This window comes from Pelomonas candidula, assembly GCF_043555985.1.
GTDB classification, from domain to species: domain Bacteria; phylum Pseudomonadota; class Gammaproteobacteria; order Burkholderiales; family Burkholderiaceae_C; genus Pelomonas; species Pelomonas candidula.
In genome coordinates, this window is record NZ_JBIGIC010000003.1 from 246,244 (window position 1) to 271,686 (window position 25,443).

A 25,443-nucleotide genomic window follows, 5' to 3' on the forward strand; every position below is an offset into this window, starting at 1 on the left:
GGCGAACGTGGTTTATTGCCGGGAGTTCAGCGTGGCGCGACGAGCTCGAAACCGGCGTATCGAGCGATGAAGCGCGCCCGGCCTTCACGCTCGAAGGCCGGCACATCCCAGTCGCCCGGCTCCAGCCGGTCGAGGAACTCGTCGCGGAAACGGTAGACCTGGGCCGGCAGCGTGCGGCCGTCAGCCAGCGAGACGACCACGCCGACACGCTCGTACTGCGTGCCCTCGAACAGGTCCAGCCGCGCCCAGGCGTCCGCGCTCACGTCACGGTAGAGCTTGCCCGGCACGCTGCCCGCGGCGTCGACGCGCAGGCCGGGGTAGTCCTGCCCGCGCACCGGATGGCGGTGGTGGCCGGCGAGCAGGGCGGGCTCGCCGGTGAACTCATGCCCGCAGACGCGGGCCATGATGTCGGCCCACATCAGCGAGCCGTAGGTGAAGGCGTGGGCCGTCACCGCCTTGTCATTGCACCTTCTGCGCCAGCTCGCCGCGCGCGTAGGCGCCGGCGATGTCGGCCAGCGTGCGGGCCTTGATCTTGCCGCCCTGGCCTTCGCAGCCGAACTCCATGTAACGCTGCTTGGCAACGAGCTTGGCCGCCTCGCGAGCGGGCTTGAGCCACTCGCGGGCGTCGAACTTGTCGGGGTTCTCGGCCAGGAACTTGCGTACGGCGCCGGTCATCGCGAGGCGGATGTCGGTGTCGATGTTGATCTTGCGCACGCCGTGCTTGATGGCTTCCTGGATCTCCTCGACGGGCACGCCGAAGGTCTCCTTCATCTTGCCACCGTACTGGTTGATGATGGCCAGCAGCTCCTGCGGCACCGACGACGAGCCGTGCATGACGAGGTGGGTGTTGGGAATGCGCGCGTGGATCTCCTTCACGCGGCTGATGGCCAGGATGTCGCCCGTGGGCTTGCGGCTGAACTTGTAGGCACCGTGGCTGGTGCCGATGGCGATGGCCAGCGCGTCGAGCTGCGTGGCCTTGACGAAGGTGGCGGCCTCCTCGGGGTCGGTCAGCATCTGGCTATGGTCCAGCTTGCCTTCGGCACCGATGCCGTCTTCCTCGCCGGCATCGCCGGTTTCCAGGTTGCCCAGGCAGCCCAGTTCGCCCTCGACGGTGACGCCGACCTTGTGCGCCATCTCGACGACGGTGCGGGTCACGTCGACGTTGTACTCGAAGGAGGCCGGCGTCTTGCCGTCGACCTTCAGCGAGCCGTCCATCATCACGGAGCCGAAGCCCAGGTCGATGGCGCCGGCGCAGACCTTGGGGCTGGTGCCGTGGTCCTGATGCATGACCAGCGGGATGTGCGGGTAGGCCTCGGTGGCGGCCAGGATGAGGTGCTTGATGAAGGGCTCGCCAGCATATTTGCGGGCGCCGGCGGAGGCTTGCAGGATGACCGGCGCGCCGACTTCGTCGGCCGCGGCCATGATGGCCTGCACCTGCTCCAGGTTGTTGACGTTGAAGGCTGGGATGCCGTAACCGTTTTCGGCGGCGTGGTCCAGCAACTGACGCATGGAGACGAGAGGCATGGGAATTCCCCGGTGAAGTTGAGAAATCTGGGCCGACTGCGGCTCCCAACGTAGTTGGTAACCGCGCCGTAACTAGTAGGGGATTCTATGGAGTCGCGGGCATGCCCCACCCCCGCATCCGAGAGTAGTCAGCACAATGCGCGGTCATGACATTGACCTCTGAAGCGGGGACACGGCGCCAATGACCAGGCTGGTGTTCGACCACTTGACCCTGTGGATCACCGCCGCCGCCAGCGAACATTCGCTGGACCTGGCCGCCCACATCGAGGAGAAGACCGGCGCCAGCCATCGCGCCGCGCTGGCCGCCATCAAGCGGCTCGTCGACGCCGGCTGGCTGACCCGTTCCGGCACCAGTCGCCGCCCGCAGTTCTCGCCAGGCAGCCTGCGCCAGGTGGCGCGCAGCTACACGCTCTACGGCCTGCAGGAAGACCTGCCCTGGCAGCGCGACTTCGCGCCGCACTTCGCGCTGCCCAGGCACGTCGAGCGCATGGTGCAGCACGGCTTCACCGAGCTCGTCAACAACGCGGCCGACCACTCCGGCGGCAGCAGCGTCACCGTGTCGCTGCGCCAGACGCCGTCGCACGTGCAGCTGCTGGTCAGCGACGACGGCATCGGCGTGTTCGACAAGATCTGCACCGCCTTCCAGCTGGAGGACACGCAGCACGCGATGCTGGAGCTGAGCAAGGGGCGCCTCACCAGCGCGCCGGACGCGCACACGGGCCGCGGCCTGTTCTTCAGCAGCCAGCTGGCCGACGTGTTCGACATCCACGCCAACAACACCGCCTACCAGCGCCGCGCCTGGGAAAGCGCGGGCTGGAAGAAGGGCAAGGCCCTGCCCCGCCAGGGCAGCAGCATCTACATGGCCATCGCGCTGAACACCACGCGCACGCTGGACAGCATCATGGAGAGCTGGAGCCTGCAGGGCGATGGCATCGAGTTCGACCGCACACGCGTGCAGCTGCGCCTGCTGACGACCGAGGGCCAGGCGCTGGACTCACGCGCAGCCGCCCGCCGCGTCGGCTCGCGGCTGACGACGTTCAAGCGCGCCGAGATCGACTTCGACGGCGTGACCGATGTGGGCCACGGCTTCACGGACGAGCTGTTCCGCGTGTTCGCCAAGGCCAACCCGCAGATCGAGTTGGTGGCCGTGAACACGACGCCCCGGATCGAGGCGCTCGTGAAGAGCGCCCGCGCCTAGGGCTTGCGCAGCGCGGGCACCGGCGGCACCGGGATGCGCGGGCCGACGTAGCCCGCCACCTTGCCGAAGCGCCCGCCGTCCTCGCGTGCCCAGTCGGCCGCCCAGACCTGCATCTCCGCCGGCTCGCGGCCGACGAAGTTCCACCACAGCAGCGGCGGCTGGGCCCAGGGTTCGCCGCCCAGCAGCAGCAGGCGCGTGGCAGACGTGCAGCGCAGCTCGACAGACTCGCAGCCCGGAGCGATGTAGAGCAGCGTACCCGGCGTGACGGTCTCGACGGCGTCGTGGCCGGCCGGCGCCACCTCGACCTCGCCCTCCAGCAGCATCAGCCCGTGCTCGAAGCCGGGTTGCAGCGTCAGCGTCGCGTCGGCCGGGCCGTCGGCCGCCAGGTCCACACCCAGCAGCGGCGTGAAGCTGGGCACCGGCGAGCGCTGGCCGTCCAGTTCGCCCACCAGCAGCGTGCCGTCGAAGCCGCCCACCGCGCAGCGCGGCAGGTCAGGAAAATGTTGGAAGCTGGGCGCACGCTCGCGCTCGGCGTCGGGCAGCGCGATCCACAGCTGTGCAAGATGGATGCGGTCGGACAGCGATTCCTCGCTGTGCGAGATGCCGTGGCCAGCCGTCATCAGGTTGACCTGACCGGCGCGCAGCACCTGCTCGGAGCCCAGGCTGTCGCGGTGCAGGATCTCGCCCTCGATCATCCAGCTGAAGGTCGATAGCCCCGTGTGCGGGTGCGGGCCGACGTTCATGCGCTGTTCGGGCGGCAAGGTGGCCGGACCGGCGTGGTCGGCAAAGCACCAGGCGCCAATGACGCGCCGGCCCTTGCTGGGCAGCGCGCGCTGGATCGGGATGCCGCCGACATCGCCGACGTGGCTGGTGATGCGCTCGACGTGCACGCTCATGCCGCCCTCGCCTTCACGAACTCGACGAAGCCGGCGATGAACTGCTGCAGCTGCGCGCGCACCTTGTCGTCGACCAGCTTGCCGTCGGCGTCGAACACCGTGCCGGCCCTGGAGACCATCAGCCGGCCGGCCATCCAGAAGTCGTTGCCGAAGCTGCGCAGCACGGACAGCAGCGCATCCTGCGACTGCACGGTGCCGAAGCCGCCGGGCGTCGCGCCGATGAGGCCGGTGGGCTTGCCACCGAACAGCTTCGTGCCCTCGCCGCTCGGGCGGGATAGCCAGTCCAGGCCGTTCTTCAGCACGCCGGGGATGGCATTGTTGTACTCGGGCGTGCTGATGAGCAGCGCGTCGGCGGCGCGGATGGCCTCGCGCAGCGTCGTGACGGCCTCGGGGATGCCCTCGGCCTCCAGGTCGCCGTCGTACAGCGGAATGCCGTGCAGCGTGCGCAGCTCCAGCGTCACGCCGGCTGGCGCCAGCTCGATCGCGGCGCGCAACAGGGCCGTGTTGTACGAGGCGCGGCGCAGCGCGCCGCTGAGGGCGATGATCTTCATGGCGAGGGCTTCCGGGGGGGGGATGCGCCATGATGCCAGCGCGTCAGCAACAAGGCATTGCTGACCACCGAAACGCTGGACAAGGCCATTGCCGCGCCGGCGAACACCGGGCTCAGCAGGCCGAAGGCCGCGAGCGGGATGCCGACGACGTTGTAGGCCATGGCCCAGAACAGGTTCTGGCGGATCTTGGCGACGGTGCGGCGCGACACCTCGACTGCCGCCGCCACCAGCCGCGGATCGCCGCGCATCAGCGTGATGCCGGCCGCGGCCATCGCGACCTCGGTACCGGTGGACATCGCGAGACCCACGTCGGCCGCGGCCAGCGCGGGCGCGTCGTTGAGGCCGTCGCCGACCATGCCGATGCGCCCCTGGCCGCGCAGTTGCGCAACGAGGTGCGCTTTCTCCTCCGGCAGCACCTCGGCGTGGACCTCGTCGATACCGAGCCGACGTGCGACGGTCTCGGCGGCCGCGCGATGGTCGCCGCTGATGAGCACGGTGCGCAGGCCCATCGCGTGCAGCGCCGCGATGGCCTCCACCGCCGCCGGCTTGATCTCGTCACCGAAGGCCAGCCAGCCCAGCACCTCGGGCCGATCGCCCAAGCGCGCCAGCCACGACAGGCTGTGGCCTTGCGCGCGCTGCGCGTCGGCACCGGCGTCGTCGGGCAGGTTCAGGCCCAGACTCGCGATCCAGCCGCCGCTGCCCAACGCAAGCGGCTGGCCGTCCACCTCGCCGCGCACGCCGCGGCCCGGCACGGCTTGCAGCCCCTGAGCCGCCGCCACGCCCGGCATCGCGTCGCACACGGCGCGGGCCAGCGGGTGTTCGCTGCCGGCCTGCAGCGCGGCGGCCAGTGCCAACGGCGCGCTGTGGGCGACGAGTTTCGGCCGACCCTCGGTCAGCGTGCCAGTCTTGTCGAAGGCGATGACGTCCAGATGGCGCGCCAGCTCCAGCGCTTCGGCATCCTTGATCAGGATGCCCTGCCGCGCCGCCGCGCCCATGCCGGCCATCAGCGCCGCGGGCGTCGCCAGGCCCAGCGCGCAGGGGCAGGCGATGACGAGCACGGCCACCGCGTGCAGCAGCGCCGCGCCCCAGTCGCCCCGCGCGAGGCCCCAGCCCAGCAACGTGACGAACGCGAGGCCCACGACGACCGGCACGAACACGGCCGACACGCGGTCCACCAGTTTCTGGATGGGCGGCTTGGCGCCCTGCGCGTCCTCGACGAAACGGGCAATGCGCGCCAGCCGCGACTCGGCGCCCAGCGCCGTGCAGCGCACCGTCAGCAGCCCCTCGCCATTGACAGCACCGCCGGTCACCGCGTCGCCCTCAGCCTTGGGCACCGGCAGGCTCTCGCCGGTGATGAGCGCCTCGTCAACGGCGCTGTGCCCCTCGACGACGACGCCGTCCACCGGCAGCCGCTCACCCGGCCGCACGCGCACGCGGTCGCCCACGCGCAGCGCGGCGATGGGCAGCTCCTGCTCGGTACCGTCACGCAGCACGCGGGCGGTTTCCGGCTGCAGTGCCGCCAGCGCCCGGATGGCCGCGCCGGTGCCGCGCTTGGCGCGCGCCTCCAGCCACTTGCCCAGCAGCACCAGCGTGATGACGACGGCGGCGGATTCGAAATACAGCGCGTGCTCGCGGCCCTGCAGCAGCTCGAACACCGACAGCCCGAAGGCCGCGCTGGTGCCCAGCGCGACGAGCAGGTCCATGTTGCCACTGCGATCGCGCAGCGCGCGCCAGCCACCGGCGTAGAAGCGCGCGCCGAGCCCGACCTGCACCGGCGTGGCCAACGCCAGCTGCCACCACCCTGGCAGCATGGCCGCGTGGCCCAGCAGCATGGGCGCCACCAGCGGCAGGCTCAGCAGCACACCGATCAGCACCGGCCAGCCGGTCTGCAGCCAGGGTGTGCGCAGCGGCTGGTCCAGCGTGGCCGGGTAGCCCGCCTTGGCCAGCGCGGCCAGCAGCGGCGCGGTGGAAGCGCCGTCCTGCAAGGCGACGCTGGCGATCTCGGTGGCGAGATTGACCTCGGCCGACAGCACGCCGGGCTGCTTCTTCAGCGTCTTCTCGACACGGCCCACGCAACTCGCGCAGCTCATGCCGGAAATCTTCAACCTCAGGGAGCTCATGGGCAGGATTGTCGGGACTAGGATGCCGGCCTGCCTTGCGCTATCTCAGGAGCCCCCACGATGTACCGGTTCAACCTGCCCGACATGAGCTGCGGCCACTGCGTCGCCGCCATCACCGAGGCGCTGAAGGAGGCCGACGCACTGGCCGGCGTGCAGATCGACCTCGCCACGAAAACAGCCCAGGTCGACAGCACCCTGCCGCGCGACCGGCTGGCCGCCGCGCTGGCTGAGGCCGGCTACCCGCCCGCGCCGGACGCAGGCGCCGCCTGAGCAGTTTTTCGTTTCTTCGCCGAGGGGGCGCCTGACAATCAGCCTCTGTTCAGTGCCCGATGGTCATGTCCGCCGCTCCCGAAGTCCAAGCCAACCCGCATTACCTCGACCATCTCGCCGCTGCGTCGCAGACCCACGACGTCGAAGCCCTCGAAGACATCGTCACGCCGAGCGGCATCAAGCTGCTGGCACGGGGCGCGCGCATCGACGCGTCGATGCGCGAGCGGCTGTTGGCGCACAAACTGTCGCGGCCGCTGGAGCAGTGCATCGGCATCACCGCCGGTGTCTCGCCGGAGCAGATCGGCGAGGCGGCGCAGCGCTGGCTGGACGAGCAGCCGCTGTTGCGCGCACTGTGTGCCGACGACCCCGGCCTGCCGGTCACGCAGTCCCTGCCGCGGCTGCGGCTGACGCCGGCGCTGAACTCGCTGCTGCGCCTGTACGTTCAGCAGCAGCCGGACCGGCTGCGCCACGCGGTCGGCGTCGCCCTGGTGGCCAAGTCGCTGGCGCGCCGGCTGCTGCCGGGTGACGTGGACCTGCACCGCCGTGTCGGCCTGGCCGGCCTGCTGCACGACGTCGGCGAGCTCTACCTGGACCCGGCCTGCCTGCAGCGTGGCAAGCCACTGCAGGCCGAGCAATGGCGGCAGATCGTCAGCCACCCGGTCATCGGCCACCGCGTGCTGCGCGACCTCGACGGCGGCGGCGCCGAGCTGGCCGAACTGGTGTTGTCGCATCACGAGCGTCTGGGCGGCTTCGGCTACCCGCGCGGTCTGCAGGGCGAGCAGTTCACGGCGGCCATGCAGGCCCTGGCCGTCGCCGAATGGCTGATCGGCCTGATGGAGCAGAGCCCCAGCGCCGGCATCCACGCCAGCATCGCCACCAAGCTCATTCCCGGCGAGTTCGGCGAGCCTGTGCTGGAGCTGCTGCGCGCGGCGGCCCGCACCAGTGGTGTGCCGGCACGGCTGACCGGGGAGGCCGGCTCGCTGGTCGACGTCCTGCCCCAGGTCGTCTACGTGATGGACGTGCTGGCGCGCTGGCGCGCCGTGCGCGGCAGCTTCGACGAACGCCTGGCGCTCGCCAGCCCCGAGTTGCGCTCCCTCGTGGCGCTGTGCCGCCACCGGCTGCTGCAGCTGCAGGCCTCGTTCACGAGCGCCGGCCTGGATGCCGACCATCCCGAGAAGCTGGTGCGCGAACTGGCCGAAGAGGAGGACACCGTCCGGCAGGAGCTGCTGTCGCTGATGCGCGAGTTCCACTGGCGCATCGGCGAGATGGAGCGCGAGGTGCTGCTGCGCGCCCACCAGATGAGCCCGGACGACCAGGCCCTCGTCCACGCGATGCTCGCTGCGCTCAAGGGGACCGTGCCGACGGGGATTTGAAGCCCCTCGCCCAGGCGCACCACGCTGAACGCGGGCGCGCCCGGTCGGTCTTGCAGACCGCGCAGCCGACAGAGCGGCTGCTCTTCGGCAGGCAATACCACCTCAGGCGAACTTGAACGGCAGCTCGCGCTGGCGCTGGCCGGTCAGCCGCGCCACCGCGTTGGCCAGCGCCGGTGCCAGCGCCGGCAGGCCGGGCTCGCCCATGCCCTTGGGCGGGTCCAGGCTGGGCACGATGCTGACGGTCATCACCTTGGGCGCGTCGGGCATGCGCGGCATGGCCATGTCGTAGAAGTTGTTCTGCTCCACGGCGCCGTCCTTGAACGTGACCCGGTGCGTCGGCATCGTCGTGCCCAGCGCCATGATGGCGGCGCCCTGCACCTGCGTCTCGACGGCCTTGGGGTTCACGCAGAGGTTGCAGTGCACGCCGGCGTGGACTTCGTCCAGCGCGGCCTGGCGGTCCTTGCCCTTGCCCTTCAGGTGCGCGACGACGACGTAGGCAACGACCGACTCGAAGCTCTCGTGCACCGCCACGCCCCAGGCCTGGCCGGCCTTGAGCTTGCGCTTGCCGTAGCCGCTCTTGTCGACCGCGGCCTGCAGCGCGAGGCGATGACGCTCAGCCTTGGCGTTGCCTTCCATCAGCTTCATGCGGTAGGCCACCGGGTCCTGCTTGGTCGCGAACGCGATCTCGTCGACCAGCGTCTCCATCACGTAGGCCGTGTGCGTGGAGCCCACCGAGCGCCACCACAGCACCGGCACGTTGACGTCGGGGTGGTGCACGCTGAGGTTCATCGGAATCTCGTAGGGCTCGCGCATGCCCTCGGTCGTCGTGCCGTCCACGCCCTTCTGGTAGCCGAAGCCTTCCAGCGGCGAGCCCTTCAGGATGCTCTGGCTGACGATGCGATGCTGCCAGCCGAGCACCTTGCCGCTGGCGTCGAAGCCGATCTCGGCGCGGTGCACGGTCATGGGCCGGTAGTAGCCGGCCTTCACGTCGTCCTCGCGGCTCCAGATCACCTTCACCGGCATGGGCGTGCCGGCCTGCCGCAGGGCCACCGCGACAGCCGCGGCCTCGCGCGGCCATTCGGTCGCCGGCGTGGCGCGGCGGCCGAAGCCGCCGCCGGCCATCTGCACGTTGATCTGCACCTGCTCGGGTGCCAGGCCCACCGTCTTGGCGAGGTTCATCGCATCGATGCCGGGCATCTGCGCCGCGTAGTAGAAGTCGCAGCGGTCGGCCTTCAGATCCACCGTGCAGGCCAGCGGCTCCATCTGCGCGTGGTTCAGGTAGGGGAAGACGAAGTCCGCCGTGATCTTCTTCGGCGCCTTGGCCCAGCCGCTGGCATCGGCCTGGAACTCGGGCTTGGGCGCCGGCGTGCCGGGCGTCTTGGCCAGCGCCAGGTACTGCTGCGTCAGCGCCGCGGTGTCGGGCTTGGGCGTGCCGCCGAGGTCCCAATCGACCTTCAGCGCGTCGCGGCCCTTCTTGGCGGCCCAGTAGCCGCTGGCGACGACGGCCACGCCCTGGCCGCCGCGGTCCAGCGTGACCGGCAGCACGGCCTTCACGCCCTTGACCTTCAGCGCCTCGGCTGAATCGAGCTTGGCGATCTTGCCGTTGAAGACCGGTGGGCGCTGGATGACGGCCACCGCCATGCCGGGCAGCTGCACGTCCATGCCGTAGGCCTGGGTGCCGGTGCTCTTGGCCTTGGAGACGACGAGGCCGGTGGGCTGGCCGATGCGCTTGAAGGTCTTCGGGTCCTTCAGCGTGACGGCCTCGGGCACGGCCAGCTTCATCGCGGCGTCGAAGAACTCGCCGTAGCCGGCGCTCTTGCCGCCGCCGGAGATGACGCCGTTCTCGGCCTTCAGCGATGCTGCCGGCACGCCCCAGCTCTCGCCGGCCGCGGCCAGCAGCATGGCCTTGGTGCGGGCACCCAGCTCGCGGTACTGCTGGAAGCTGTTCTTCACCGAGTTGGAGCCGCCGGTCAGGTGGATGCCGAACATCGGGTCGACATAGGCACCCTTCTGGTCGCCGAAGCCGGTGCGGACCTTGGACCAGTCGGCCTCCAGCTCCTCGGCGCAGATCATGGCCAGGCCGGTCTCGATGCCCTGGCCCATGTCCATGCGGTTGCACAGGATGGTGGTCGTGCCATCCCTGGCGATGCTGACGAAGGCCAGCGGCTGCTCGGTCGGCTTGGAGCCGGGCTTGGCCTTGCCGTCCTGGGCCAGCGACACGCCCGGCAGTAAGGCCAGGCCGACGGCGCCGCCGACGGTGGTGGTGACGAAGCTGCGGCGGGAGAGGCCGCCGGTCATGACTTGATCGATGCGACGTGGATTCAGCATGCCGTTCTCCTCAGGCCAGCTTGGCCGCGGCCGCGTGGATGGCGGCGCGGATGCGGGTGTAGGTGCCGCAGCGGCAGATGTTGCCGGCCATGGCTTCGTCGATCTGGGCGTTGCTGGGCTTCTTGTTGCTCTTGAGCAGGGCCGTGGCGCTCATGACCTGGCCGCTCTGACAGTAGCCGCACTGCGCCACGTCGTGCTCGACCCAGGCGGCCTGCACGGCCTGGCCGACCTTGTCGGTGGCAAGGCCTTCGATGGTGGTCACGGGGCCTTGCACCGACGACAGCGGCGTCATGCAGGCGCGAACCGGCGAACCGGCCACGTGCATGGTGCAGGCGCCGCACTGGGCCGCGCCGCAGCCGAATTTGCTGCCGGTGAGCTGCAGCTCCTCTCGAACCGCCCAAAGCAGCGGCATGTCGGGGTCGGCGTCAAGCGAGACGGCGCGACCGTTCACGTTCAGGTTGATCATGGGGAGCCTTTCGGGTGGGGGGCGGCGGCGACTCTAGCCAGAAGCAACGTCCCAGTACATCACTAGGGCTTTGCGTACTTGGCCAGCGCCTGCAACAGCGCGGCGAGGCTGAGCGGCTTGGTCAGGTGGGCGTCGCAGCCCGCGGCGAGGGACTGCTGCACGTCGGTGTCGAAGGCATTGGCCGTCAGCGCGACGATGGGCAGGCGCGGCCGGCCCTCGGCCACCTCGATGGCCCGCCACTGCCGCGTGGCCGAGAGGCCGTCGACCACGGGCATCAGCATGTCCATCAGCACGAGGTCGAAGCTGCCGTCGCGCAGCGCGGCCAGCGCCTGGGCGCCGTCGCGCACGCGGGTGACGTGATGGCCCAGCGGCGCCAGCATGCCCTCGATGACCAGCACGTTGACATCGTTGTCCTCGGCCAGCAGCAGACGCAGCGAGCGGCTGGGCGCGGCGCGATCACCGCGCGGCTCACCAGGGTCCGCGTGAGGCGGCTCGCAGTCGGGCAGGTCCAGCGTGACCTCGAAGTGGCTGCCTTCGCCGGGCCGGCTCTGCACGGACACGTCGCCGCCCATCAGCCGCGCGAGGCTGCGCGTGATGGACAGGCCCAGCCCGGTGCCGCCGAACTCGCGCGCGATGCTGGCATCGGCCTGCGCGAAGGGCTGGAAGATGCGCTCCAGGCGCTCCGGCGCAATGCCGATGCCGGTGTCCTGCACGCTGAGCCTGATGAGCCTGTCCGCGCCGCGCGCCAGCTCCACCGTCACGCCGCCCGTCCTCGTGAACTTGATCGCGTTGCCGACAAGGTTGGTGACGATCTGCGCGACGCGCTGCTGGTCGCCCCGCACCCAGCCGGTGGCCTCGGTGCGCGCGAACACGCGCAGCCACAGGCCCTGGCCCTGCGCGCGCTCGCGCAGCAGCTCCAGCTGCAGGTCGACAAGATCGACGAGGTTGAACGGGTGCGAGGCCAGCTCGAGCTTGCCGCTCTCGATGCGGGCGTTGTCCAGCAGGTCGTTGATGAGGGCGAAGACCTGGCGGCCGGCGTGGCCCAGCACCTCGACGTAGTGCGCCTGCTCGGGCCTCAGCGGCGAGCGGGCCAGGATGTCGGAGAAGCCCAGCACCGCGTTCATCGGCGTGCGCATCTCGTGGCTGACCTGGGCCAGCAGCTCGGTCTTGGCGCGACTGCGCGCGTCGGCCAGCTCGCGCTCGCGGGTCAGCTCGCGTTCACGCCGTCGCGCGGCGCGCTCGCGCTCGACGGCCGTGAACAGCAGCGCCAGGCCCAGCAGCAGCAGGCCCGCGCCCGGCGCTCCCAGCAGCCCGACGCGCGCGCCGCCCCAGGCCGCCGCGCACAGGCCAGCCACCGACAGCCCGGCCGCCAACGCCTGGTGGCGCAGCAGCAGCGGCAGCGCCCCCAGCGCGAACAGCAGCAGGTCCAGGCCCCACACGGGCCAGCCGCTGTCGCGCAGAACAGATGCGGGGTCGCTGCCCAGCGCCTCGAAGACGGCGGCGTTCAGCGCCGTGCCGGTGAGCCGCCCCTGCGGCGTCATGACCTCGTCGGCGAAGAAGGCGCTGCTGCCGACGAACACGCTGCGGCCGGCCAGCTCGCGCGCCAACCCGGGGTCGTCGGCCTCGCCAAGCGCAGCGTGCATCAGCCGCTGCCAGCTCACGCGCGGCAGGTCGCCACCTTCCAGCGGCAGGCGCAGCCGCAGGCGGCCCTGCGGGTCCACCGGCCAGCGGCGCGGGCCGGCGATCAGCTCGCCGCCCTCCAGCCGCCAGCCCGGCGCGCCGTCGGCCCGCAGCCGTGCGGCCAGCGCGAGGCTGGGCAGCGCGCGGCCCTGCACCTGGTGCAGCAGCGGCAACGCGCGCAGCACGCCGTCGTCGTCCAGCCCGACCGAGATGACCCCCAGGCTGCCGCGCTGGGTCAGCGCGTCCAGCAAGGTGTCGGGCGGCGCCGTGAGTCCGGCCCAGGGAATGCCGGCCGGCGGGGCGCCCACGCGCTGCAGCGCGGCCTCCTCGGCGGGCGTGGTCGGCGCCAGCTCGACGGCGGCACGCTGCCCCGGCACCAGGCCCGCCGCGGCCAGCACCGTCGACGGCGCAGCGGACAAGGCCTTGGCCAGCCGCTCGTCGCCGTCGCGCGGGCCGGCGAAGACGATGTCGATGACCACCAGCCTGGCGCCGGCCTGGCGCAGGTAGTCCAGCATCAGCGCGTAAACCTCGCGCGAGTAGGGCCAGTCGCCCAGCGGCTCGCGCAGCGCGCGCAGCGAGGCGTCGTCGATGTCGACGATGACGCTGCCGCCCGGCTGCGGCAGTGGCGCGGCGGCACGCACGAGCTGGTCGGCCAGCACGCGGTCCAGCCGCGGCTGCACGCCCAGCACGTTCAGCAGCGCCCACAGCGCCGCAGCAACGGGCAGGGCGAGCCAGCGACCGCGCATCAGAACAGCGGGATCAGCGCCAGCGGCAACAGCCAGAGCCAGCGCGGATAGGGCACCTCGATCATCTGCGTCTGGCCCCAGGGGCTGGCGGCACCGGCGGCGTTGAAGGCGCGGGCGCGCAGGAAGTACTTGCCGGCCGACGGCTTGGGCAGCGCGACCTCGGGCTTTTCGGTGGCGAAGCGCTGCACATCGGCGCCGTCGAAGGTCTCGGCCTTGGCCCACTCCAGCTCGTAACGGGCCACGCCCTTGTCGGCGCGCCAGCGCAGCCGGATCTGGTCGCCGCTGAGGTCGGGCTCGGCCGGCGGCGGCGCAGGCGGCGGGGGCTGGATCTCGAAGCTCTGCGGGTCGCCAAATGGCCCGGCATGGCCGTTGGCCTCGACGGCCGCGATGCGCCAGTGGTAGACGCCATCGGGCAGCCTGGCCTCGTAGCTGGCGGCGGCGATGGGCGGCGGCTGCAGCACGATGTCGGTGAACTTGTCGTCACGCGCGACCTGCAGGCGCACGTCGGGCGCGGCGGTGTTGCGCGTCCAGGCCAGTGCCATCGCGCCGTTGTAGCTGATGGCGCCCGGCGCCGGCGCCTGGATGAACGGCGGCTCGGGGCGGGCCTGCAGGTGGACGGTGGCGTCGGCCGCCGCGCCCTCCTGGCCGCGCGCGTCGATGCCGCGCACGCGCAGCGTGTAGTCGCCGTCGGGCAGCTCGCGGGCCTCGGCCCAGGCGGCGGCGGGCTCGGCGACACGGGCGTCCAGCATCAGCCGGTCGAAGTCGTCCTTCGGGAAGAGCTGGGCCCGCCACGCCACGGCACCGGCCGGCGACGCGGCCCAGCCGAGCCGCAGCGGCAGGCGTTCGGCCGTGGGCGGCAGCGTGCTCAGGTCCGGCGCTGGCAGCAGCGGCGCGACGCTGCGCGCGCTGCCCTCGGCCAGCAGGCCCTGGTTCTTGGCGACGTCAGGGCCCAGGCCGTCGGCGTGGACGATGCCCGACAGCACCTGCATGCGGCTTTGCGCGCCGGCCGTCTGCACGCGGAACTCGGTGCCGCGCACGCCCAGGTTGACGTGCGGCGTGCGCACCTCGTACAGCGGCACGCGCTGCGCGTTGGGCACGACGCGGCTGTCCGCGCCGCCCTTCGTCAGCCCCAGGCGCACGGCGGGGATGGCGCCACGGCCCAGCACCAGCAATTGCTCCAACGCGACCTCGCTCTCGGGCGGAATCAGCAGCCGCGAGCCGTCGGCGAAGCGCAGCGACGCGCTGGCCTGCGCGCCGGTGCGGATGCGGTCCCCGGTCTGCAGCGTGGCGCCGCCGGCGAGGGGTTCGCTGGCCGCGCCGCGCTGGCGCTGCACGTCGCCCTTCACGAACACCGCCTCGGCCACACCGGCCTCGCGCCGCAGCCAGGCCACCGGCATGCGCAGCGTGGAACCAGGCCGCAGCCGCAACGGGTCGGGCACGCGGTTGAGCTTCTGCAGGTCACGCCAGGTCTTGGGCGCGCCGAGCCAGGCGTCGGTCAGCGTGATCAGCGTGTCACCGGGCTGGATGACGTAGCGCCAGTCGGCGTCGGCGGCCTGTGGTTGCGCTGCGGCCCAGCTGCCCGCCATCAGCAGGCCGGCAGCCAGCCAAGTCTTGAAACCGTGCATGTTTGTCTCCCACTCCCCTGCAGGAAGGCGGATGGTAGCCATGCCCGAGAATGCCGCGAGCTTTTTGAGGAGGGGGCCGATGGCTGCATTCCCGGACTTCGTCGCCTGGCTGCGCCGGCACCGCTGGGCCTGCTTCGCGTTGATGACGCTGGGCTTCATGGCCTTCGGCCTGCTGACGCTGGACCTGGTGCGGCTGCTGACCGCGAACGCGGCCTTCCTCTTCGACAATGGCTGGCAAGGCCTGCTGGACGGCGGGCTGCGTCAGCTGCTGGAACTGCTGGCCTCCTGCATCGGTGCGATGGTGGCCTGGCTGCTGTTCAAGCTCTGCGAGACCTTGCTGATCCAATCGTTCACGAACAAGTGAGGCCAGGCGCCACAAGCGCTGCGGCTGCACGACCACAAAGACCCGAGGAGACCCCATGCCGGTTCTGACCACCCAGCTCAACCCACGCTCGGCCGACTTCAAGGCCAACGCCGACGCGATGCGCGGCCTGATCGACGACCTCAACGCCAAGCTCGCGCAGATCGCCCAGGGTGGCGGCGAGGCGGCCCGCGCCAAGCACACGGCACGCGGCAAGCTGCTGCCGCGCGACCGCGTCGAGATGCTGCTGGACCCCGGCACGCCCTTCCTGGAGCTGGCCCCGCTGGCCGGCCTGAACCTGTACGACAACGCCGCGCCTGGCGGCGGCGTGGTGGCCGGCATCGGCCGCGTGTCGGGCGTGGAGTGCGTCATCGTCTGCAACGACGCGACCGTGAAGGGCGGCACCTACTACCCCATCACCGTCAAGAAGCACCTGCGCGCGCAGGAGATCGCGGCACAGAACCGCCTGCCCTGCATCTATCTCGTCGACAGCGGCGGCGCCAACCTGCCCAACCAGGATGAAGTCTTCCCCGACCGCGACCACTTCGGCCGCATCTTCTTCAACCAGGCCAACCTGTCGGCACAGGGCATCCCGCAGATCGCGGTCGTCATGGGCTCGTGCACGGCCGGCGGCGCCTACGTGCCGGCGATGAGCGACGAGACCATCATCGTGAAGAACCAGGGCACCATCTTCCTGGGCGGCCCGCCGCTGGTGAAGGCCGCGACTGGCGAGGTTGTGAGCGCCGAGGACCTCGGCGGCGGCGACGTGCACACGCGCCTGTCCGGCGTGGCCGACCACCTGGCCAACAACGACACCCACGCGCTGGCGATCGCGCGGCAATCGGTGGCGCGGCTGAACTGGACCAAGGCCAACCCGCTGGCCGTACAGGCCCCGAAGGCGCCGGCCTTCGACCCGGCCGAACTGCACGGCGTGATCCCCACCGACACGCGCAAGCCCTTCGACGTGCGCGAGGTCATCGCCCGCATCGTCGACGGCTCGGAGTTCGACGAGTTCAAGGCCCGCTATGGGCAAACGCTGGTCTGCGGCTTCGCGCACATCGAGGGCATGCCCGTGGGCATCGTCGCCAACAACGGCATCCTGTTCGCCGAGAGCGCCAACAAGGGCGCGCACTTCATCGAGCTGTGCTGCCAGCGCAAGCTCCCGCTGGTGTTCCTGCAGAACATCACCGGCTTCATGGTCGGCCGCAAGTACGAGAACGAAGGCATCGCCCGCGCCGGCGCCAAGATGGTGACGGCCGTGGCCTGCGCCCAGGTGCCCAAGTTCACCGTCATCATCGGCGGCTCGTTCGGCGCCGGGAACTACGGCATGTGCGGCCGAGCCTACTCGCCGCGCTTCCTGTGGATGTGGCCCAACGCGCGCATCTCGGTGATGGGCGGCGAACAGGCGGCCAGCGTGCTGAGCACGATCCGCCGCGATGCCATCGAGGCCAAGGGCGGTAGCTGGTCCGCCGACGAGGAAGAAGCCTTCAAGGCGCCGCTGCGCCAGCAGTACGAGGACCAGGGCCACCCGTACTACGCGTCCGCCCGGCTGTGGGACGACGGCGTCATCGACCCCGCCGACACGCGCCGCGTGCTGGCGCTGGGCCTGAGCGCGTCGCTGAACGCGCCCATCCCGGAGACGAAGTTCGGCGTGTTCCGGATGTGATGCCCTTGAATCTCCGCCTCGCGGCCCCGCTGCTTGCGGCCGCCCTGTCCGCCACCGCCCACGCCAAGCTCGTCGAACAGCAGTTCGACCTGCCCGTACAGGTCACCAACCCCTGGGGCAAGGCAGTGGCCCAGCCCATCCGTGTGACGGTGTTCTTCAACGACGAGACGTCGGGACCGCGCCCCATCGTCCTGCTCAACCACGGCCGCGCCGTGGACGCCGAGGGCCGGGCCGCGCTCGGCCGCGCGCGCTTCACCGAGGCGTCGCGCTGGTTCGCCGAGCGGGGCTTCCTGGTCGCGGTGCCCACGCGCGTCGGCTACGGCGTCAGCGGCGGCGAGGACGTGGAGGACGCCGGCAGCTGCAACAACCGCCTCTACCCGCCCGCCTACCGCGCTGCGGCCGACCAGAGCGTGCAGTTGCTGCAGGAGCTTCTCAAGCGCGACGACGCGTTGAAGGACCGCACGGTGCTGCTGGGCCAGTCCTTCGGCGGCGCCACCACCGTCACGCTGGCGGCCATGAACCAGCCCGGCGTCGTCGCTGCCATCAACTTCGCAGGCGGCGGCGGTGGCGACCCCAAGGCCCACCCGGAGCAACCTTGCTCGCCGGCCCAGCTCAAGCGCATGTTTGCCAGCTACGGGCAGACAGCGCACGTGCCCATGCTGTGGGCCTACACCGAGAACGACCGCTTCTTCGGCGCCAAGCTGCCGCGCGAATGGTTCCAGGCCTTCCGCGAGGCCGGCGGCAACGCCGAGTTCAGGCAGTTCCCACCGCACGGCGAGGACGGCCACCTGCTGTTCACCAAGTTCCCGCAGGTCTGGCAGCCGGTCGTCGCCGACTTCCTGCGCCGCCAGGGTTTCGACATCAAGGACTGACGTGCTCACCATCCGCCCACTGGCCACCAGCGACTGCCTGAACGAACTGACGGCGCTGCTGCACACGTCCTACGCGTCGCTGGCCGCGCAGGGCTGGAACTTCACTGCCGTCGACCAGCCCGTGCACGTCACGCGCGAGCGCCTGGCCGGCGCGCAGGGCTTCGTCGCCGAGCTGGGCGGCCGCCTTGTCGGCACCGTCGCCGTGCGCGGCCCCAAGCCGGCGGGTGAGGCCTACATCGGCGATCCGTCACCGCCGCTGTACACAACGCCCGGCACGGCCATCCTGTCGCAGCTGGCCGTGCACCCCGACTGCCGCGGGCAGGGCGTGGGCGAGCGCCTGATCGACGCAGCCGAGGCCTGGGCGCGCGCGCAAGGCTTTGCGCAGATCGCGCTGGACACCGCCGAGCCCGCCGCCGCGCTGCGCCGCCGCTACGAGCGGCGCGGCTACATCACCGTGGGCGGCGTGCAGTGGCAGGGCAAGACCTACGCGTCCGTGCTGATGACCAAGGCGCTGTCGGCATGCTGAAGCGCCGTGCCGCCTGGCTGCTGGCCGGCGCGCTGGCGTTGAGCCACGCCACCGCGGCGACGCTGGACACCGTCACGCTGCCGGCCACGACACGCCGCCCGGCGCTGACGCTGCACTGGGCGCCATTGGACGCGCAGCGCCACCCCGTCGTCGTCGCGCTGCACGGCTGCGGCGGCCTCTACAAGCGCGACGGCAGGACGCTGGAAGCGCGCTACCCGAGCTATGTCGAACACCTGCACGCACTGGGCTTTCACGTGCTGCTGCCCGACAGCTTCAGCTCGCGCGGGCTGACCTCGGTCTGCAGCCAACGCTACGGCACACGCAACGTGAGCATCGCCGACCGGCGCGCCGACGTGCTGGACGCCCTCGCCTGGCTGCGCGCCCGGCCCGATGTCGACGCCGATCGCATCGCGCTGCTGGGCTGGAGCAACGGCGCCACCACCGCGCTCAGCACGATGGACACGCGCCAGACGCCGCCCGTGCCACCGCTGGCGGCCGTCGTGCTCTTCTACCCCGGCTGCGGCCGGCAGCAGGCCGCCGAACCCGCGGCGCGCGCGGTGCTGGTGCAGCTGGGCGCCAGCGACGACTGGACGGCGCCCGAACCCTGCGCACGGCTCGCTCGACGCTGGCAGGCCGAGGGCCGCGACGTCACGCTCGACGTCTACGCCGGCGCGTATCACGGCTTCGACACCGACGCGCCCGTGCGCTTTCGCGCCGACGTGCCCAACGGCCGCAACGCCGCAGGCGTCCACCTCGGCGGCAACCCCGAGGCCTACCGCGCCTCGCAGGCCCGCCTGGCCGAGTTCCTGACCCGTCAACTCGACCCGGACGGACAATCCCGACCCTGACCCGCCGTACCGAAGATGAGCACCTGCCTGACCGTCACGACCCGGGGCCACGTCGCCCGCGTCACGCTGAACCGCCCCGACGTTCGCAACGCCTTCAACGAGGTGCTGATCGCCGAGCTGACCGCCGCCTTCACCGAGCTGGGCCAGCGCGCCGACCTGCGCGCCATCGTGCTCGCTGCCGAGGGCAAGGCCTTCTGCGCCGGGGCGGACCTCAACTGGATGAAGGCCATGGCCGGCTACAGCTGGCAAGAGAACCACGCCGACGCGACGCGGCTGGCCGACATGCTGTGGGCGATCTACAGCTGCCCGGTGCCGGTCGTCGCGCGCGTGCAGGGCGACGTCTATGCCGGCGGCGTGGGCCTGGTGGCCTGTGCCGACATCGTCGTGGCCGTGGACGCCACTGGCTTCTGCCTCAGCGAGGCCAAGCTCGGCCTGCTGCCCGCCACCATCGGGCCTTACGTCGTGAAGGCGCTGGGTGAACAGGCGTCGCGGCGCTACTTCATCACGGCCGAGCGGTTCAGCGCCGATGAAGCCAGGCGCCTAGGGCTCGTGCACGAGGTCGTCGCCGCCGACTCGCTGGACGCCAAGGTCGACGAGCTGCTGGCGGCGCTCACCGCCAACGGCCCCGCCGCCGTGCGCGCCTGCAAGCAGCTCGTCAAGGACGTGGCCGGCCGGCCCGTCACGCCGGAGCTGCGCGACGACACGGCGCGCCGCATCGCCGACATCCGCGCCAGCGCCGAAGGCCGCGAGGGCGTGCAGAGCTTCCTCGGCAAGACCCAGCCTTCATGGCGGGCGGACTGAGCATGGCCCTCTTCAGCTACACCTTCCCGCTGACATCACCGCCGGCGCCGGGGCGGCACGGGTACGACGCCGCGGAGTTCCAGCTCGACCTGTCCCCGGCCTGGCGGCAGGTGCTGGTCGACGAGGGGAATGCGCTGCACTTCGAGTCCCTCGACGACGGCGCCGCCCTCATCGTTTCCGTGGACCTCGTCGGGACACCTGTCGACGAGGCCCAGTCCGTCGCCGAGCACTGCGTTGCGAAGCGAATCGATGCGCACCGCCTGGCGAGCGCAACGCCGCTGGAAGTGATCCAGCAACGCATCCAGCCGCACGCGTCGGGCGCCGCGCTGGAGATGTCTTACGCAGCGGCCACCGGCGAGCACATCCACCTCTACCTCGGCTACGTGACGCGGCGCAAGGTGCTGAGCTTCTCGATGGCCTGCCCGCCGGACCGGCGCGCGGCGATGACGCTGTTCAACGCGACGGTGCCGCACTTCAAGCCGCGCCTGCCCTGATCGCCCATGCCCCAGCTCGACGCCGTCCACCTGCTCGCCCTGGCCGCCGCGCTCGGCTGGGCCAGCGGGCTGCGCCTGTACCTGACGGTGCTGCTGGTCGGCATCGCCGGGCACTGGGGCTGGATCGCGCTGCCGCCGGGGCTGCAGGTGCTGGCGTCGCCGCTGGTCATGGCCTGCGCCGCCGTGCTCGCGTTCGTCGAGTTCCTGGCGGACAAGATCCCGCTCGTCGACAGCGCCTGGGATGCGCTGCACACGCTGATCCGCATCCCCGCTGGCGCGGCCCTCGTGGCCGGGCTCGTCAGCGGCTGGGCGGGCGATGGCGGCCAGGCCTGGGGTGTGGTCGCGGCGCTGATCGGTGGCGGCCTCGCGGCCACGGCGCATGCGGCCAAGGCCAGCACGCGCGCGGCGGCCAACACGTCGCCCGAGCCGTTCTCCAACATCGGCCTGTCGCTGGCCGGCGACGTGGCGGTGCCGACGATGCTGTGGCTGGCCTGGGCGCACCCCTTCGTCTTCTTCCCGCTGCTGGCTCTGGCGCTCGCTGTCATGGCCGCGCTGATCATCTTCTGCTTCAAATTCCTGCGCGCGCTTGTCCGCCGCGTGCGCCGCACCGCTCCCGCATGACTCTTTCTCTCCAAGACCGCAGCCGCGCGGCCGTCTGGCACCCCTGCACGCAGATGGCCCGTCTCGTCGACGTGCCGCCGCTGCCCATCGCCCGTGGCGACGGCCCCTGGCTCATCGACACCGACGGCCGCCGCTACTTCGACGCCAACTCCTCGTGGTGGGTCAACCTGTTCGGCCACAGCGACAAGGCCTTGCACGACGCCATCAAGCATCAGCTCGACACGCTGCCCCACGTGATGCTGGCCGGCTGCACGCACGAGCCCGCCGTGCGGCTGGCCGAGCGGCTGTCCGCCCGCACCGGCGGCGCGCTGGGCCACACCTTCTTCGGCAGCGACGGCGCCAGCGCGGTCGAGATCGCGCTGAAGCAGAGCTTCCACTCGTGGAAGAACCGCGGCCAGGCCGGCAAGCGCGAATTCGTCTGCCTGAAGAACAGTTATCACGGCGAAACGCTCGGGGCCCTCAGCGTGACCGACGTGCAGGTCTTCCGCGACGCCTACGACCCGCTGCTGATGCGCGCCCACATCGTCCAATCGCCCGACGCGCGGCTGGGCAACGAGGCCGAGGCGCTGGCCGCGATGCGCACGCTGCTGGCCGAGCGGCATGACCAGATCGCCTGCGTCATCGTCGAGCCGCTGATCCAGGGCGCGGCCGGCATGGTGATGTACTCGCCCAGCTACCTGAAGGGCCTGCGCGAACTGACGCGCGAATTCGGCGTGCACCTCATCGCCGACGAGATCGCGGTCGGTTGCGGGCGCACGGGCACCTTCTTCGCGTGGGAGCAATCGGGCGCCGAGTGGCCGGACTTCATCCTGCTGTCCAAGGGCATCACCGGTGGCACGATGCCGCTGTCGCTGGTGCTGACCACGGACGATGTGTTCGCCGCCTTCTGGAGCGTGGACGTCACGCGCGGCTTCCTGCATTCGCACTCCTACACCGGCAACCCGCTGGCCTGCGCGGCGGCCAACGCGGTGCTGGACCGCTTCGATGCCGGCCAACTCGACGACAACCGCGCGCAGGCCGACCGGTTGACCCGCGCCTTCGCGCCTTTGGCCCCGCGCGTCAGCCACCTTCGACAACGCGGCATGATCCTGGCCTTCGACGTGCCGAACGCGCCGCCGCGGTTTTCTGAAGCCTTCCACCTGGCAGCGCGCGCACACGAACTGCTGATCCGACCGATCGGCGCGACCGTCTACCTGATGCCTCCCTACCTGATCGACGACGCGACCGCGGCCTTCCTGGCCGATGCCGTAACGAAGACGCTGAACGATGTCCTTGCTTGATCACCTGAGCGCCAAGCTCGCCGCCATCTCGGCGCAGAGCCTGACGCGCAAACTGCGCACCGCCGACGACGGCACCGCGCCGCGCCAGACCATCAACGGCCGCGAGCTGCTGATGTTCTGCTCCAACGACTACCTGGGCCTGGCAGCCGAGCCCGCAATTGCCGAGGCGCTGGCCGAGGGCGCCCGCCTGTGGGGCGGCGGCTCGGGCGCGTCGCCCCTCGTCAGCGGCCACAGCGCCGCGCACGAGGCCGTGGCCGACACGCTCGCGCGCTGGTATGCGCCGCACATCCCGCAGGCCCGCGCCATCGGCTTCTGCACCGGTTACATGGCCAACCTGGCCGTCGTCACGGCGCTAGGCGACGAGCACACCGAGATCTTCTCGGAGCAGCTCAACCACGCGTCGCTGATCGACGCCGCGCGCCTGGCCAAGGCCACCGTCACGCGCTTCCCGCATGCCGACCTCGGGACGCTGCGCACTGCCCTCGCGGCAAGCACCGCCAAGGTCAGGCTCATCGTCACCGACGCCGTCTTCAGCATGGACGGCGACCTCGCGCCGCTGCCCGGCCTGCTGGCGCTGGCGAACGAGTTCGACGCCTGGCTCGTCGTCGACGACGCGCACGGCTTCGGCGTGCTCGGCGCCAACGGCCGCGGCTCGCTGGAACACTTCGGCCTGAACAGCGAACGGCTGATCCTCGTCGGCACGCTGGGCAAGGCCGCCGGCCTCGCGGGCGCCTTCGTCGCCGCGCACTCGACCATCGTCGAGTACCTGCTGCAGGCCGCGCGCAACTTCATCTTCTCGACCGCTTCGCCGCCGGCCATCGAACACGCGCTGCTGACCAGCTTCGCGCTCATCGACGGCCCCGTCGGCGCCCAGCGCCGCGCGAATCTGGTCGCGCTGCAGGCCCGGCTGCGCGACGGCCTGATGGCGCTGATCGACCGCCACCCGCGCCTGGGCTGGTCGCTGACGGATTCGTCCACACCCATCCAGCCGCTCATCGTCGGCGGCAACGCCGAGGTCATGGCCCTGGCCGCCGCGCTGGAAGCCGCCGGCCTGCGCGTGCCCGGCATCCGCCCGCCCACCGTCGCCGCCGGCACCGCGCGGCTGCGCATCACGCTGTGCGGCACGCACACCGCCGCCGACGTCGATGCGCTGCTGACTGCACTGGACCGCGCCGCCGCGGCGCAGGAGCAGGCCGCGTGATGAAGGGCTTCTTCATTACCGGTACCGACACCGAGATCGGCAAGACCTTCGTCACGGCCGCGCTGACCCGCGCCCTCTCGGCGACCGGCCGGCGCGTCGCGCCGATCAAGTCGCTGGCCGCGGGCCAGGAGTTCGTCGACGGCCGCTGGGTCAACGAAGACGTGGCCACGCTGCTCGCCGCCCAGAACCTGGGCCTGAGCGACACGGACGTCGGCCCGCTGCAGTTCCGCGAGCCGTGCGCGCCGCACATCGCCGCCAAGCTCGAAGGCGGCACGATCGACCGCGACGCCCTGCTCGCCGCCATCCGCGCCACGGCGGCCAAGGCCGACATTGCCTTGGTGGAAGGCGTCGGCGGCTTCCGCGTGCCGCTCACCGACCGTTGGGACACCGCCGACCTCGCCGTCGACCTGGGCCTGCCGGTCATCCTTGTCGTCGGCATGCGCCTGGGCTGCATCAACCACGCGCTGCTGACGGCCGAGGGCATCCGCGCCCGCGGGTTGAAGCTCGCCGCGTGGGTCGCGAACACCGCAGATCCACACCAACCGCATGTCGCCGACAATCTGGCTTCTTTGCAGACCGGCCTCCGGGCCCCTTGCCTGGGCCACATTCCCCGACTGACCGACCCGCTGGCCGCGCCAGCCTGTCTAGACATCTCAGCCCTGCTGACCGAAGACGCATGAACCAGATCCAGACCCTCACCCCCACGACCGATGCCGAACGCCGCCAGGCCACGCCCTGGACGGTCAAGGATGTCGTGGCCCTGTTCGACCTGCCCTTCAACGACCTGCTGTTCCGCGCCCAGCAGGTGCACCGCGAAAACTTCGACGCCAACGCCGTGCAGCTGTCCACGCTGCTGTCCATCAAGACCGGCGGCTGTGAAGAGGACTGCGCCTACTGCCCGCAGTCGGCCCACTTCGACACCGGCCTGAAGGCCGAGAAGCTGATCCCGCTGGAAGAAGTGATGGAAGCCGCCCGCGCCGCCAAGCAGAACGGCGCGACGCGCTTCTGCATGGGCGCCGCCTGGCGCACGCCAAAGCCGCGCCACCTGGAAGCCATCGGCGAGATGATTTCCGAGGTCAAGGCGCTGGGGCTGGAAACCTGCCTGACGGCCGGCATGCTGGAAGACGGGCAGGCCGAGCAGCTCAAGGAAGCCGGGCTGGACTACTACAACCACAACCTCGACACGGCGCCCGAGTTCTACGGCCAGATCATCACGACGCGCACCTACCAGGACCGCCTCGACACGCTGGACCGCGTGCGCGCTCAAGGGTTGAAGGTCTGCTCCGGCGGCATCGTCGGCATGGGCGAGACGCGCCGCCAGCGCGCCGGCCTCATCGTGCAGCTGGCCAACCTCGACCCGTACCCGGAGAGCGTGCCCATCAACAACCTCGTGCAGGTCGAAGGCACGCCGCTGGCCGGCACCGCACCGCTGGACCCGCTGGAGTTCATCCGCACGATTGCGGTGGCCCGCATCACGATGCCGCGCGCCATGGTGCGCCTGTCCGCCGGCCGCGAGGAGATGCCCGAGACCATGCAGGCGCTGTGCTTCCTGGCCGGTGCCAACTCCATGTTCTATGGCGACAAGCTGCTGACGACCAGCAACCCGCAGGCCGAGAAGGACCGCGCGCTGCTGGAGCGGCTGGGCATGCGCTGCTCGACGGAATCGGGCCTCGCGAGCGACGCTGCGGCCAAAGTCGAACTCTGCCGCCACTGAAGTGCGCGCCTTTTTGCTGCCCCTGATCGCCGCAGCCGGACTGTCCGGCTGCAGCCTGCTCTACGACATCGGCCAGGAGCGCGCGCTGGATCAGTGCGACCGCGCCACCAGCCCGCAGGACCGCACGGCCTGCCGCAAGGCCAACAGCGAGAGCTACGAAGACTACGAAAAACGCCGCCAGGCAGCCAAGGAGGGCAGAGCCCCCTGACGCCGAGCGCCTCCGCTTGCACCCCGATGCCGGCCCTGAGCAGACCACGCCATGCCGCCATCCGCCCAGTTCAC

25 protein-coding genes are annotated in these 25,443 nt (G+C 71.1%); 16 read left to right on the forward strand and 9 right to left on the reverse strand.

Annotated elements, in window-relative coordinates:
* Positions 1-26: 26 nt before the first annotated feature.
* Positions 27-452 (reverse strand): gamma-glutamylcyclotransferase family protein, encoded by a 426-nt coding sequence (locus ACG04R_RS07295; RefSeq protein ID WP_394407566.1) that lies wholly within the window; start codon positions 450-452, stop codon positions 27-29.
* Between the two features lie 7 nt (positions 453-459).
* The gene (fba, locus tag ACG04R_RS07300) at positions 460-1,524 is read right to left on the reverse strand and encodes a class II fructose-bisphosphate aldolase (RefSeq protein WP_394407568.1); all 1,065 of its coding nucleotides are present in this window, start codon (positions 1,522-1,524) and stop codon (positions 460-462) included.
* Between the two features lie 181 nt (positions 1,525-1,705).
* On the opposite strand from fba, the gene ACG04R_RS07305 reads away from it, so the two are divergent.
* Complete coding sequence (locus tag ACG04R_RS07305) at positions 1,706-2,722, forward strand: STAS-like domain-containing protein (RefSeq protein WP_394407570.1); 1,017 nt, start codon at positions 1,706-1,708, stop codon at positions 2,720-2,722.
* Here the strand turns inward: ACG04R_RS07305 and ACG04R_RS07310 are convergent.
* From ACG04R_RS07310 to ACG04R_RS07320, 3 genes are read right to left on the reverse strand one after another with little or no spacing between them, the layout of a single operon-like run.
* Positions 2,719-3,618: a pirin family protein gene (locus tag ACG04R_RS07310; RefSeq protein ID WP_394407572.1), complete on the reverse strand. Its 900-nt coding sequence runs from the start codon at positions 3,616-3,618 to the stop codon at positions 2,719-2,721. The genes ACG04R_RS07305 and ACG04R_RS07310 overlap by 4 nt on opposite strands.
* Positions 3,615-4,169 carry an NADPH-dependent FMN reductase gene (locus tag ACG04R_RS07315; RefSeq protein WP_394407574.1) on the reverse strand — a complete coding sequence of 185 codons (555 nt, stop codon included), beginning with the start codon at positions 4,167-4,169 and terminating at the stop codon, positions 3,615-3,617. The genes ACG04R_RS07310 and ACG04R_RS07315 overlap by 4 nt, the downstream gene beginning before the upstream one ends.
* On the reverse strand, positions 4,166-6,289 hold the full coding sequence (locus ACG04R_RS07320; RefSeq protein ID WP_394407576.1) for a heavy metal translocating P-type ATPase: 2,124 nt from the start codon (positions 6,287-6,289) through the stop codon (positions 4,166-4,168). Before ACG04R_RS07320 ends, ACG04R_RS07315 begins: the two co-directional genes overlap by 4 nt.
* Before the next feature lie 60 nt (positions 6,290-6,349).
* Here ACG04R_RS07320 and ACG04R_RS07325 point away from each other — a divergent pair, with 60 nt between their 5' ends.
* A complete protein-coding gene (locus ACG04R_RS07325) occupies positions 6,350-6,559 on the forward strand; it encodes a heavy-metal-associated domain-containing protein (protein ID WP_394407578.1) in 210 nt (69 codons plus the stop codon).
* 65 nt (positions 6,560-6,624) lie between these two features.
* Complete coding sequence (locus tag ACG04R_RS07330) at positions 6,625-7,932, forward strand: HD-GYP domain-containing protein (RefSeq protein ID WP_394407579.1); 1,308 nt, start codon at positions 6,625-6,627, stop codon at positions 7,930-7,932.
* Between the two features lie 102 nt (positions 7,933-8,034).
* Here the strand turns inward: ACG04R_RS07330 and ACG04R_RS07335 are convergent, their stop codons facing one another.
* The 4 genes from ACG04R_RS07335 to ACG04R_RS07350 all read right to left on the reverse strand — a co-directional run bounded on the left by ACG04R_RS07335 (position 8,035) and on the right by ACG04R_RS07350 (position 14,777).
* Positions 8,035-10,260: a xanthine dehydrogenase family protein molybdopterin-binding subunit gene (locus ACG04R_RS07335; protein ID WP_394407581.1), complete on the reverse strand. Its 2,226-nt coding sequence runs from the start codon at positions 10,258-10,260 to the stop codon at positions 8,035-8,037.
* A 10-nt stretch (positions 10,261-10,270) separates the two neighbouring features.
* Positions 10,271-10,726 carry a (2Fe-2S)-binding protein gene (locus ACG04R_RS07340; protein WP_394407583.1) on the reverse strand — a complete coding sequence of 152 codons (456 nt, stop codon included), beginning with the start codon at positions 10,724-10,726 and terminating at the stop codon, positions 10,271-10,273.
* A gap of 62 nt (positions 10,727-10,788) precedes the next feature.
* On the reverse strand, positions 10,789-13,152 hold the full coding sequence (locus ACG04R_RS07345) for a CHASE2 domain-containing protein (protein WP_394407585.1): 2,364 nt from the start codon (positions 13,150-13,152) through the stop codon (positions 10,789-10,791).
* The gene (locus tag ACG04R_RS07350) at positions 13,152-14,777 is read right to left on the reverse strand and encodes a FecR domain-containing protein (RefSeq protein ID WP_394407587.1); all 1,626 of its coding nucleotides are present in this window, start codon (positions 14,775-14,777) and stop codon (positions 13,152-13,154) included. Before ACG04R_RS07350 ends, ACG04R_RS07345 begins: the two co-directional genes overlap by 1 nt.
* Positions 14,778-14,856: 79 nt before the next feature.
* On the opposite strand from ACG04R_RS07350, the gene ACG04R_RS07355 reads away from it, so the two are divergent.
* From ACG04R_RS07355 to ACG04R_RS07415, 13 genes are read left to right on the forward strand one after another with little or no spacing between them, the layout of a single operon-like run.
* Positions 14,857-15,141 carry a hypothetical protein gene (locus ACG04R_RS07355; RefSeq protein ID WP_394407589.1) on the forward strand — a complete coding sequence of 95 codons (285 nt, stop codon included), beginning with the start codon at positions 14,857-14,859 and terminating at the stop codon, positions 15,139-15,141.
* A 55-nt stretch (positions 15,142-15,196) separates the two neighbouring features.
* Entirely contained in the window at positions 15,197-16,804 is a 1,608-nt protein-coding gene (locus ACG04R_RS07360) for a carboxyl transferase domain-containing protein (protein WP_394407591.1), read from the forward strand.
* On the forward strand, positions 16,804-17,676 hold the full coding sequence (locus ACG04R_RS07365; RefSeq protein WP_394407593.1) for a dienelactone hydrolase family protein: 873 nt from the start codon (positions 16,804-16,806) through the stop codon (positions 17,674-17,676). Before ACG04R_RS07360 ends, ACG04R_RS07365 begins: the two co-directional genes overlap by 1 nt.
* Position 17,677: 1 nt before the next feature.
* Complete coding sequence (locus ACG04R_RS07370; RefSeq protein WP_394407595.1) at positions 17,678-18,202, forward strand: GNAT family N-acetyltransferase; 525 nt, start codon at positions 17,678-17,680, stop codon at positions 18,200-18,202.
* A complete protein-coding gene (locus ACG04R_RS07375) occupies positions 18,196-19,050 on the forward strand; it encodes a dienelactone hydrolase family protein (protein ID WP_394407597.1) in 855 nt (284 codons plus the stop codon). The genes ACG04R_RS07370 and ACG04R_RS07375 overlap by 7 nt, the downstream gene beginning before the upstream one ends.
* Positions 19,051-19,065: 15 nt before the next feature.
* Positions 19,066-19,851 (forward strand): enoyl-CoA hydratase/isomerase family protein, encoded by a 786-nt coding sequence (locus tag ACG04R_RS07380; RefSeq protein ID WP_394407599.1) that lies wholly within the window; start codon positions 19,066-19,068, stop codon positions 19,849-19,851.
* A 2-nt stretch (positions 19,852-19,853) separates the two neighbouring features.
* Complete coding sequence (locus tag ACG04R_RS07385; RefSeq protein ID WP_394407601.1) at positions 19,854-20,345, forward strand: hypothetical protein; 492 nt, start codon at positions 19,854-19,856, stop codon at positions 20,343-20,345.
* 6 nt (positions 20,346-20,351) lie between these two features.
* Positions 20,352-20,966 carry a DUF4126 domain-containing protein gene (locus tag ACG04R_RS07390; RefSeq protein ID WP_394407603.1) on the forward strand — a complete coding sequence of 205 codons (615 nt, stop codon included), beginning with the start codon at positions 20,352-20,354 and terminating at the stop codon, positions 20,964-20,966.
* Positions 20,963-22,246, forward strand: coding sequence for an adenosylmethionine--8-amino-7-oxononanoate transaminase (gene bioA / locus ACG04R_RS07395; RefSeq protein ID WP_394407604.1), 1,284 nt, complete (start codon positions 20,963-20,965; stop codon positions 22,244-22,246). Before ACG04R_RS07390 ends, bioA begins: the two co-directional genes overlap by 4 nt.
* The gene (locus tag ACG04R_RS07400; protein ID WP_394407606.1) at positions 22,233-23,447 is read left to right on the forward strand and encodes an 8-amino-7-oxononanoate synthase; all 1,215 of its coding nucleotides are present in this window, start codon (positions 22,233-22,235) and stop codon (positions 23,445-23,447) included. The genes bioA and ACG04R_RS07400 overlap by 14 nt, the downstream gene beginning before the upstream one ends.
* Positions 23,447-24,127 (forward strand): dethiobiotin synthase, encoded by a 681-nt coding sequence (bioD, locus tag ACG04R_RS07405; RefSeq protein WP_394407608.1) that lies wholly within the window; start codon positions 23,447-23,449, stop codon positions 24,125-24,127. Before ACG04R_RS07400 ends, bioD begins: the two co-directional genes overlap by 1 nt.
* The gene (gene bioB / locus ACG04R_RS07410; protein ID WP_394407610.1) at positions 24,124-25,161 is read left to right on the forward strand and encodes a biotin synthase BioB; all 1,038 of its coding nucleotides are present in this window, start codon (positions 24,124-24,126) and stop codon (positions 25,159-25,161) included. The genes bioD and bioB overlap by 4 nt, the downstream gene beginning before the upstream one ends.
* A 1-nt stretch (position 25,162) precedes the next feature.
* Positions 25,163-25,369, forward strand: a complete 207-nt coding sequence (locus ACG04R_RS07415) for a hypothetical protein (RefSeq protein WP_394407612.1) — start codon at positions 25,163-25,165, stop codon at positions 25,367-25,369.
* Positions 25,370-25,443: the final 74 nt, after the last annotated feature.

Excerpts from the sequence above, each read along its gene's own strand:
- fba (WP_394407568.1), bottom strand. The coding sequence starts at position 1,524 with ATGCCTCTCGTCTCCATGCGTCAGTTGCTGGACCACGCCGCCGAAAAC.
- ACG04R_RS07305 (WP_394407570.1), top strand. The coding sequence starts at position 1,706 with ATGACCAGGCTGGTGTTCGACCACTTGACCCTGTGGATCACCGCCGCC.
- ACG04R_RS07310 (WP_394407572.1), bottom strand. The coding sequence starts at position 3,618 with ATGAGCGTGCACGTCGAGCGCATCACCAGCCACGTCGGCGATGTCGGC.
- ACG04R_RS07315 (WP_394407574.1), bottom strand. The coding sequence starts at position 4,169 with ATGAAGATCATCGCCCTCAGCGGCGCGCTGCGCCGCGCCTCGTACAAC.
- ACG04R_RS07320 (WP_394407576.1), bottom strand. The coding sequence starts at position 6,289 with ATGAGCTCCCTGAGGTTGAAGATTTCCGGCATGAGCTGCGCGAGTTGC.
- ACG04R_RS07325 (WP_394407578.1), top strand. The coding sequence starts at position 6,350 with ATGTACCGGTTCAACCTGCCCGACATGAGCTGCGGCCACTGCGTCGCC.
- ACG04R_RS07330 (WP_394407579.1), top strand. The coding sequence starts at position 6,625 with ATGTCCGCCGCTCCCGAAGTCCAAGCCAACCCGCATTACCTCGACCAT.
- ACG04R_RS07335 (WP_394407581.1), bottom strand. The coding sequence starts at position 10,260 with ATGCTGAATCCACGTCGCATCGATCAAGTCATGACCGGCGGCCTCTCC.
- ACG04R_RS07340 (WP_394407583.1), bottom strand. The coding sequence starts at position 10,726 with ATGATCAACCTGAACGTGAACGGTCGCGCCGTCTCGCTTGACGCCGAC.
- ACG04R_RS07345 (WP_394407585.1), bottom strand. The coding sequence starts at position 13,152 with ATGCGCGGTCGCTGGCTCGCCCTGCCCGTTGCTGCGGCGCTGTGGGCG.
- ACG04R_RS07350 (WP_394407587.1), bottom strand. The coding sequence starts at position 14,777 with ATGCACGGTTTCAAGACTTGGCTGGCTGCCGGCCTGCTGATGGCGGGC.
- ACG04R_RS07355 (WP_394407589.1), top strand. The coding sequence starts at position 14,857 with ATGGCTGCATTCCCGGACTTCGTCGCCTGGCTGCGCCGGCACCGCTGG.
- ACG04R_RS07360 (WP_394407591.1), top strand. The coding sequence starts at position 15,197 with ATGCCGGTTCTGACCACCCAGCTCAACCCACGCTCGGCCGACTTCAAG.
- ACG04R_RS07365 (WP_394407593.1), top strand. The coding sequence starts at position 16,804 with ATGCCCTTGAATCTCCGCCTCGCGGCCCCGCTGCTTGCGGCCGCCCTG.
- ACG04R_RS07375 (WP_394407597.1), top strand. The coding sequence starts at position 18,196 with ATGCTGAAGCGCCGTGCCGCCTGGCTGCTGGCCGGCGCGCTGGCGTTG.
- ACG04R_RS07380 (WP_394407599.1), top strand. The coding sequence starts at position 19,066 with ATGAGCACCTGCCTGACCGTCACGACCCGGGGCCACGTCGCCCGCGTC.
- ACG04R_RS07385 (WP_394407601.1), top strand. The coding sequence starts at position 19,854 with ATGGCCCTCTTCAGCTACACCTTCCCGCTGACATCACCGCCGGCGCCG.
- ACG04R_RS07390 (WP_394407603.1), top strand. The coding sequence starts at position 20,352 with ATGCCCCAGCTCGACGCCGTCCACCTGCTCGCCCTGGCCGCCGCGCTC.
- bioA (WP_394407604.1), top strand. The coding sequence starts at position 20,963 with ATGACTCTTTCTCTCCAAGACCGCAGCCGCGCGGCCGTCTGGCACCCC.
- ACG04R_RS07400 (WP_394407606.1), top strand. The coding sequence starts at position 22,233 with ATGTCCTTGCTTGATCACCTGAGCGCCAAGCTCGCCGCCATCTCGGCG.
- bioD (WP_394407608.1), top strand. The coding sequence starts at position 23,447 with ATGAAGGGCTTCTTCATTACCGGTACCGACACCGAGATCGGCAAGACC.
- bioB (WP_394407610.1), top strand. The coding sequence starts at position 24,124 with ATGAACCAGATCCAGACCCTCACCCCCACGACCGATGCCGAACGCCGC.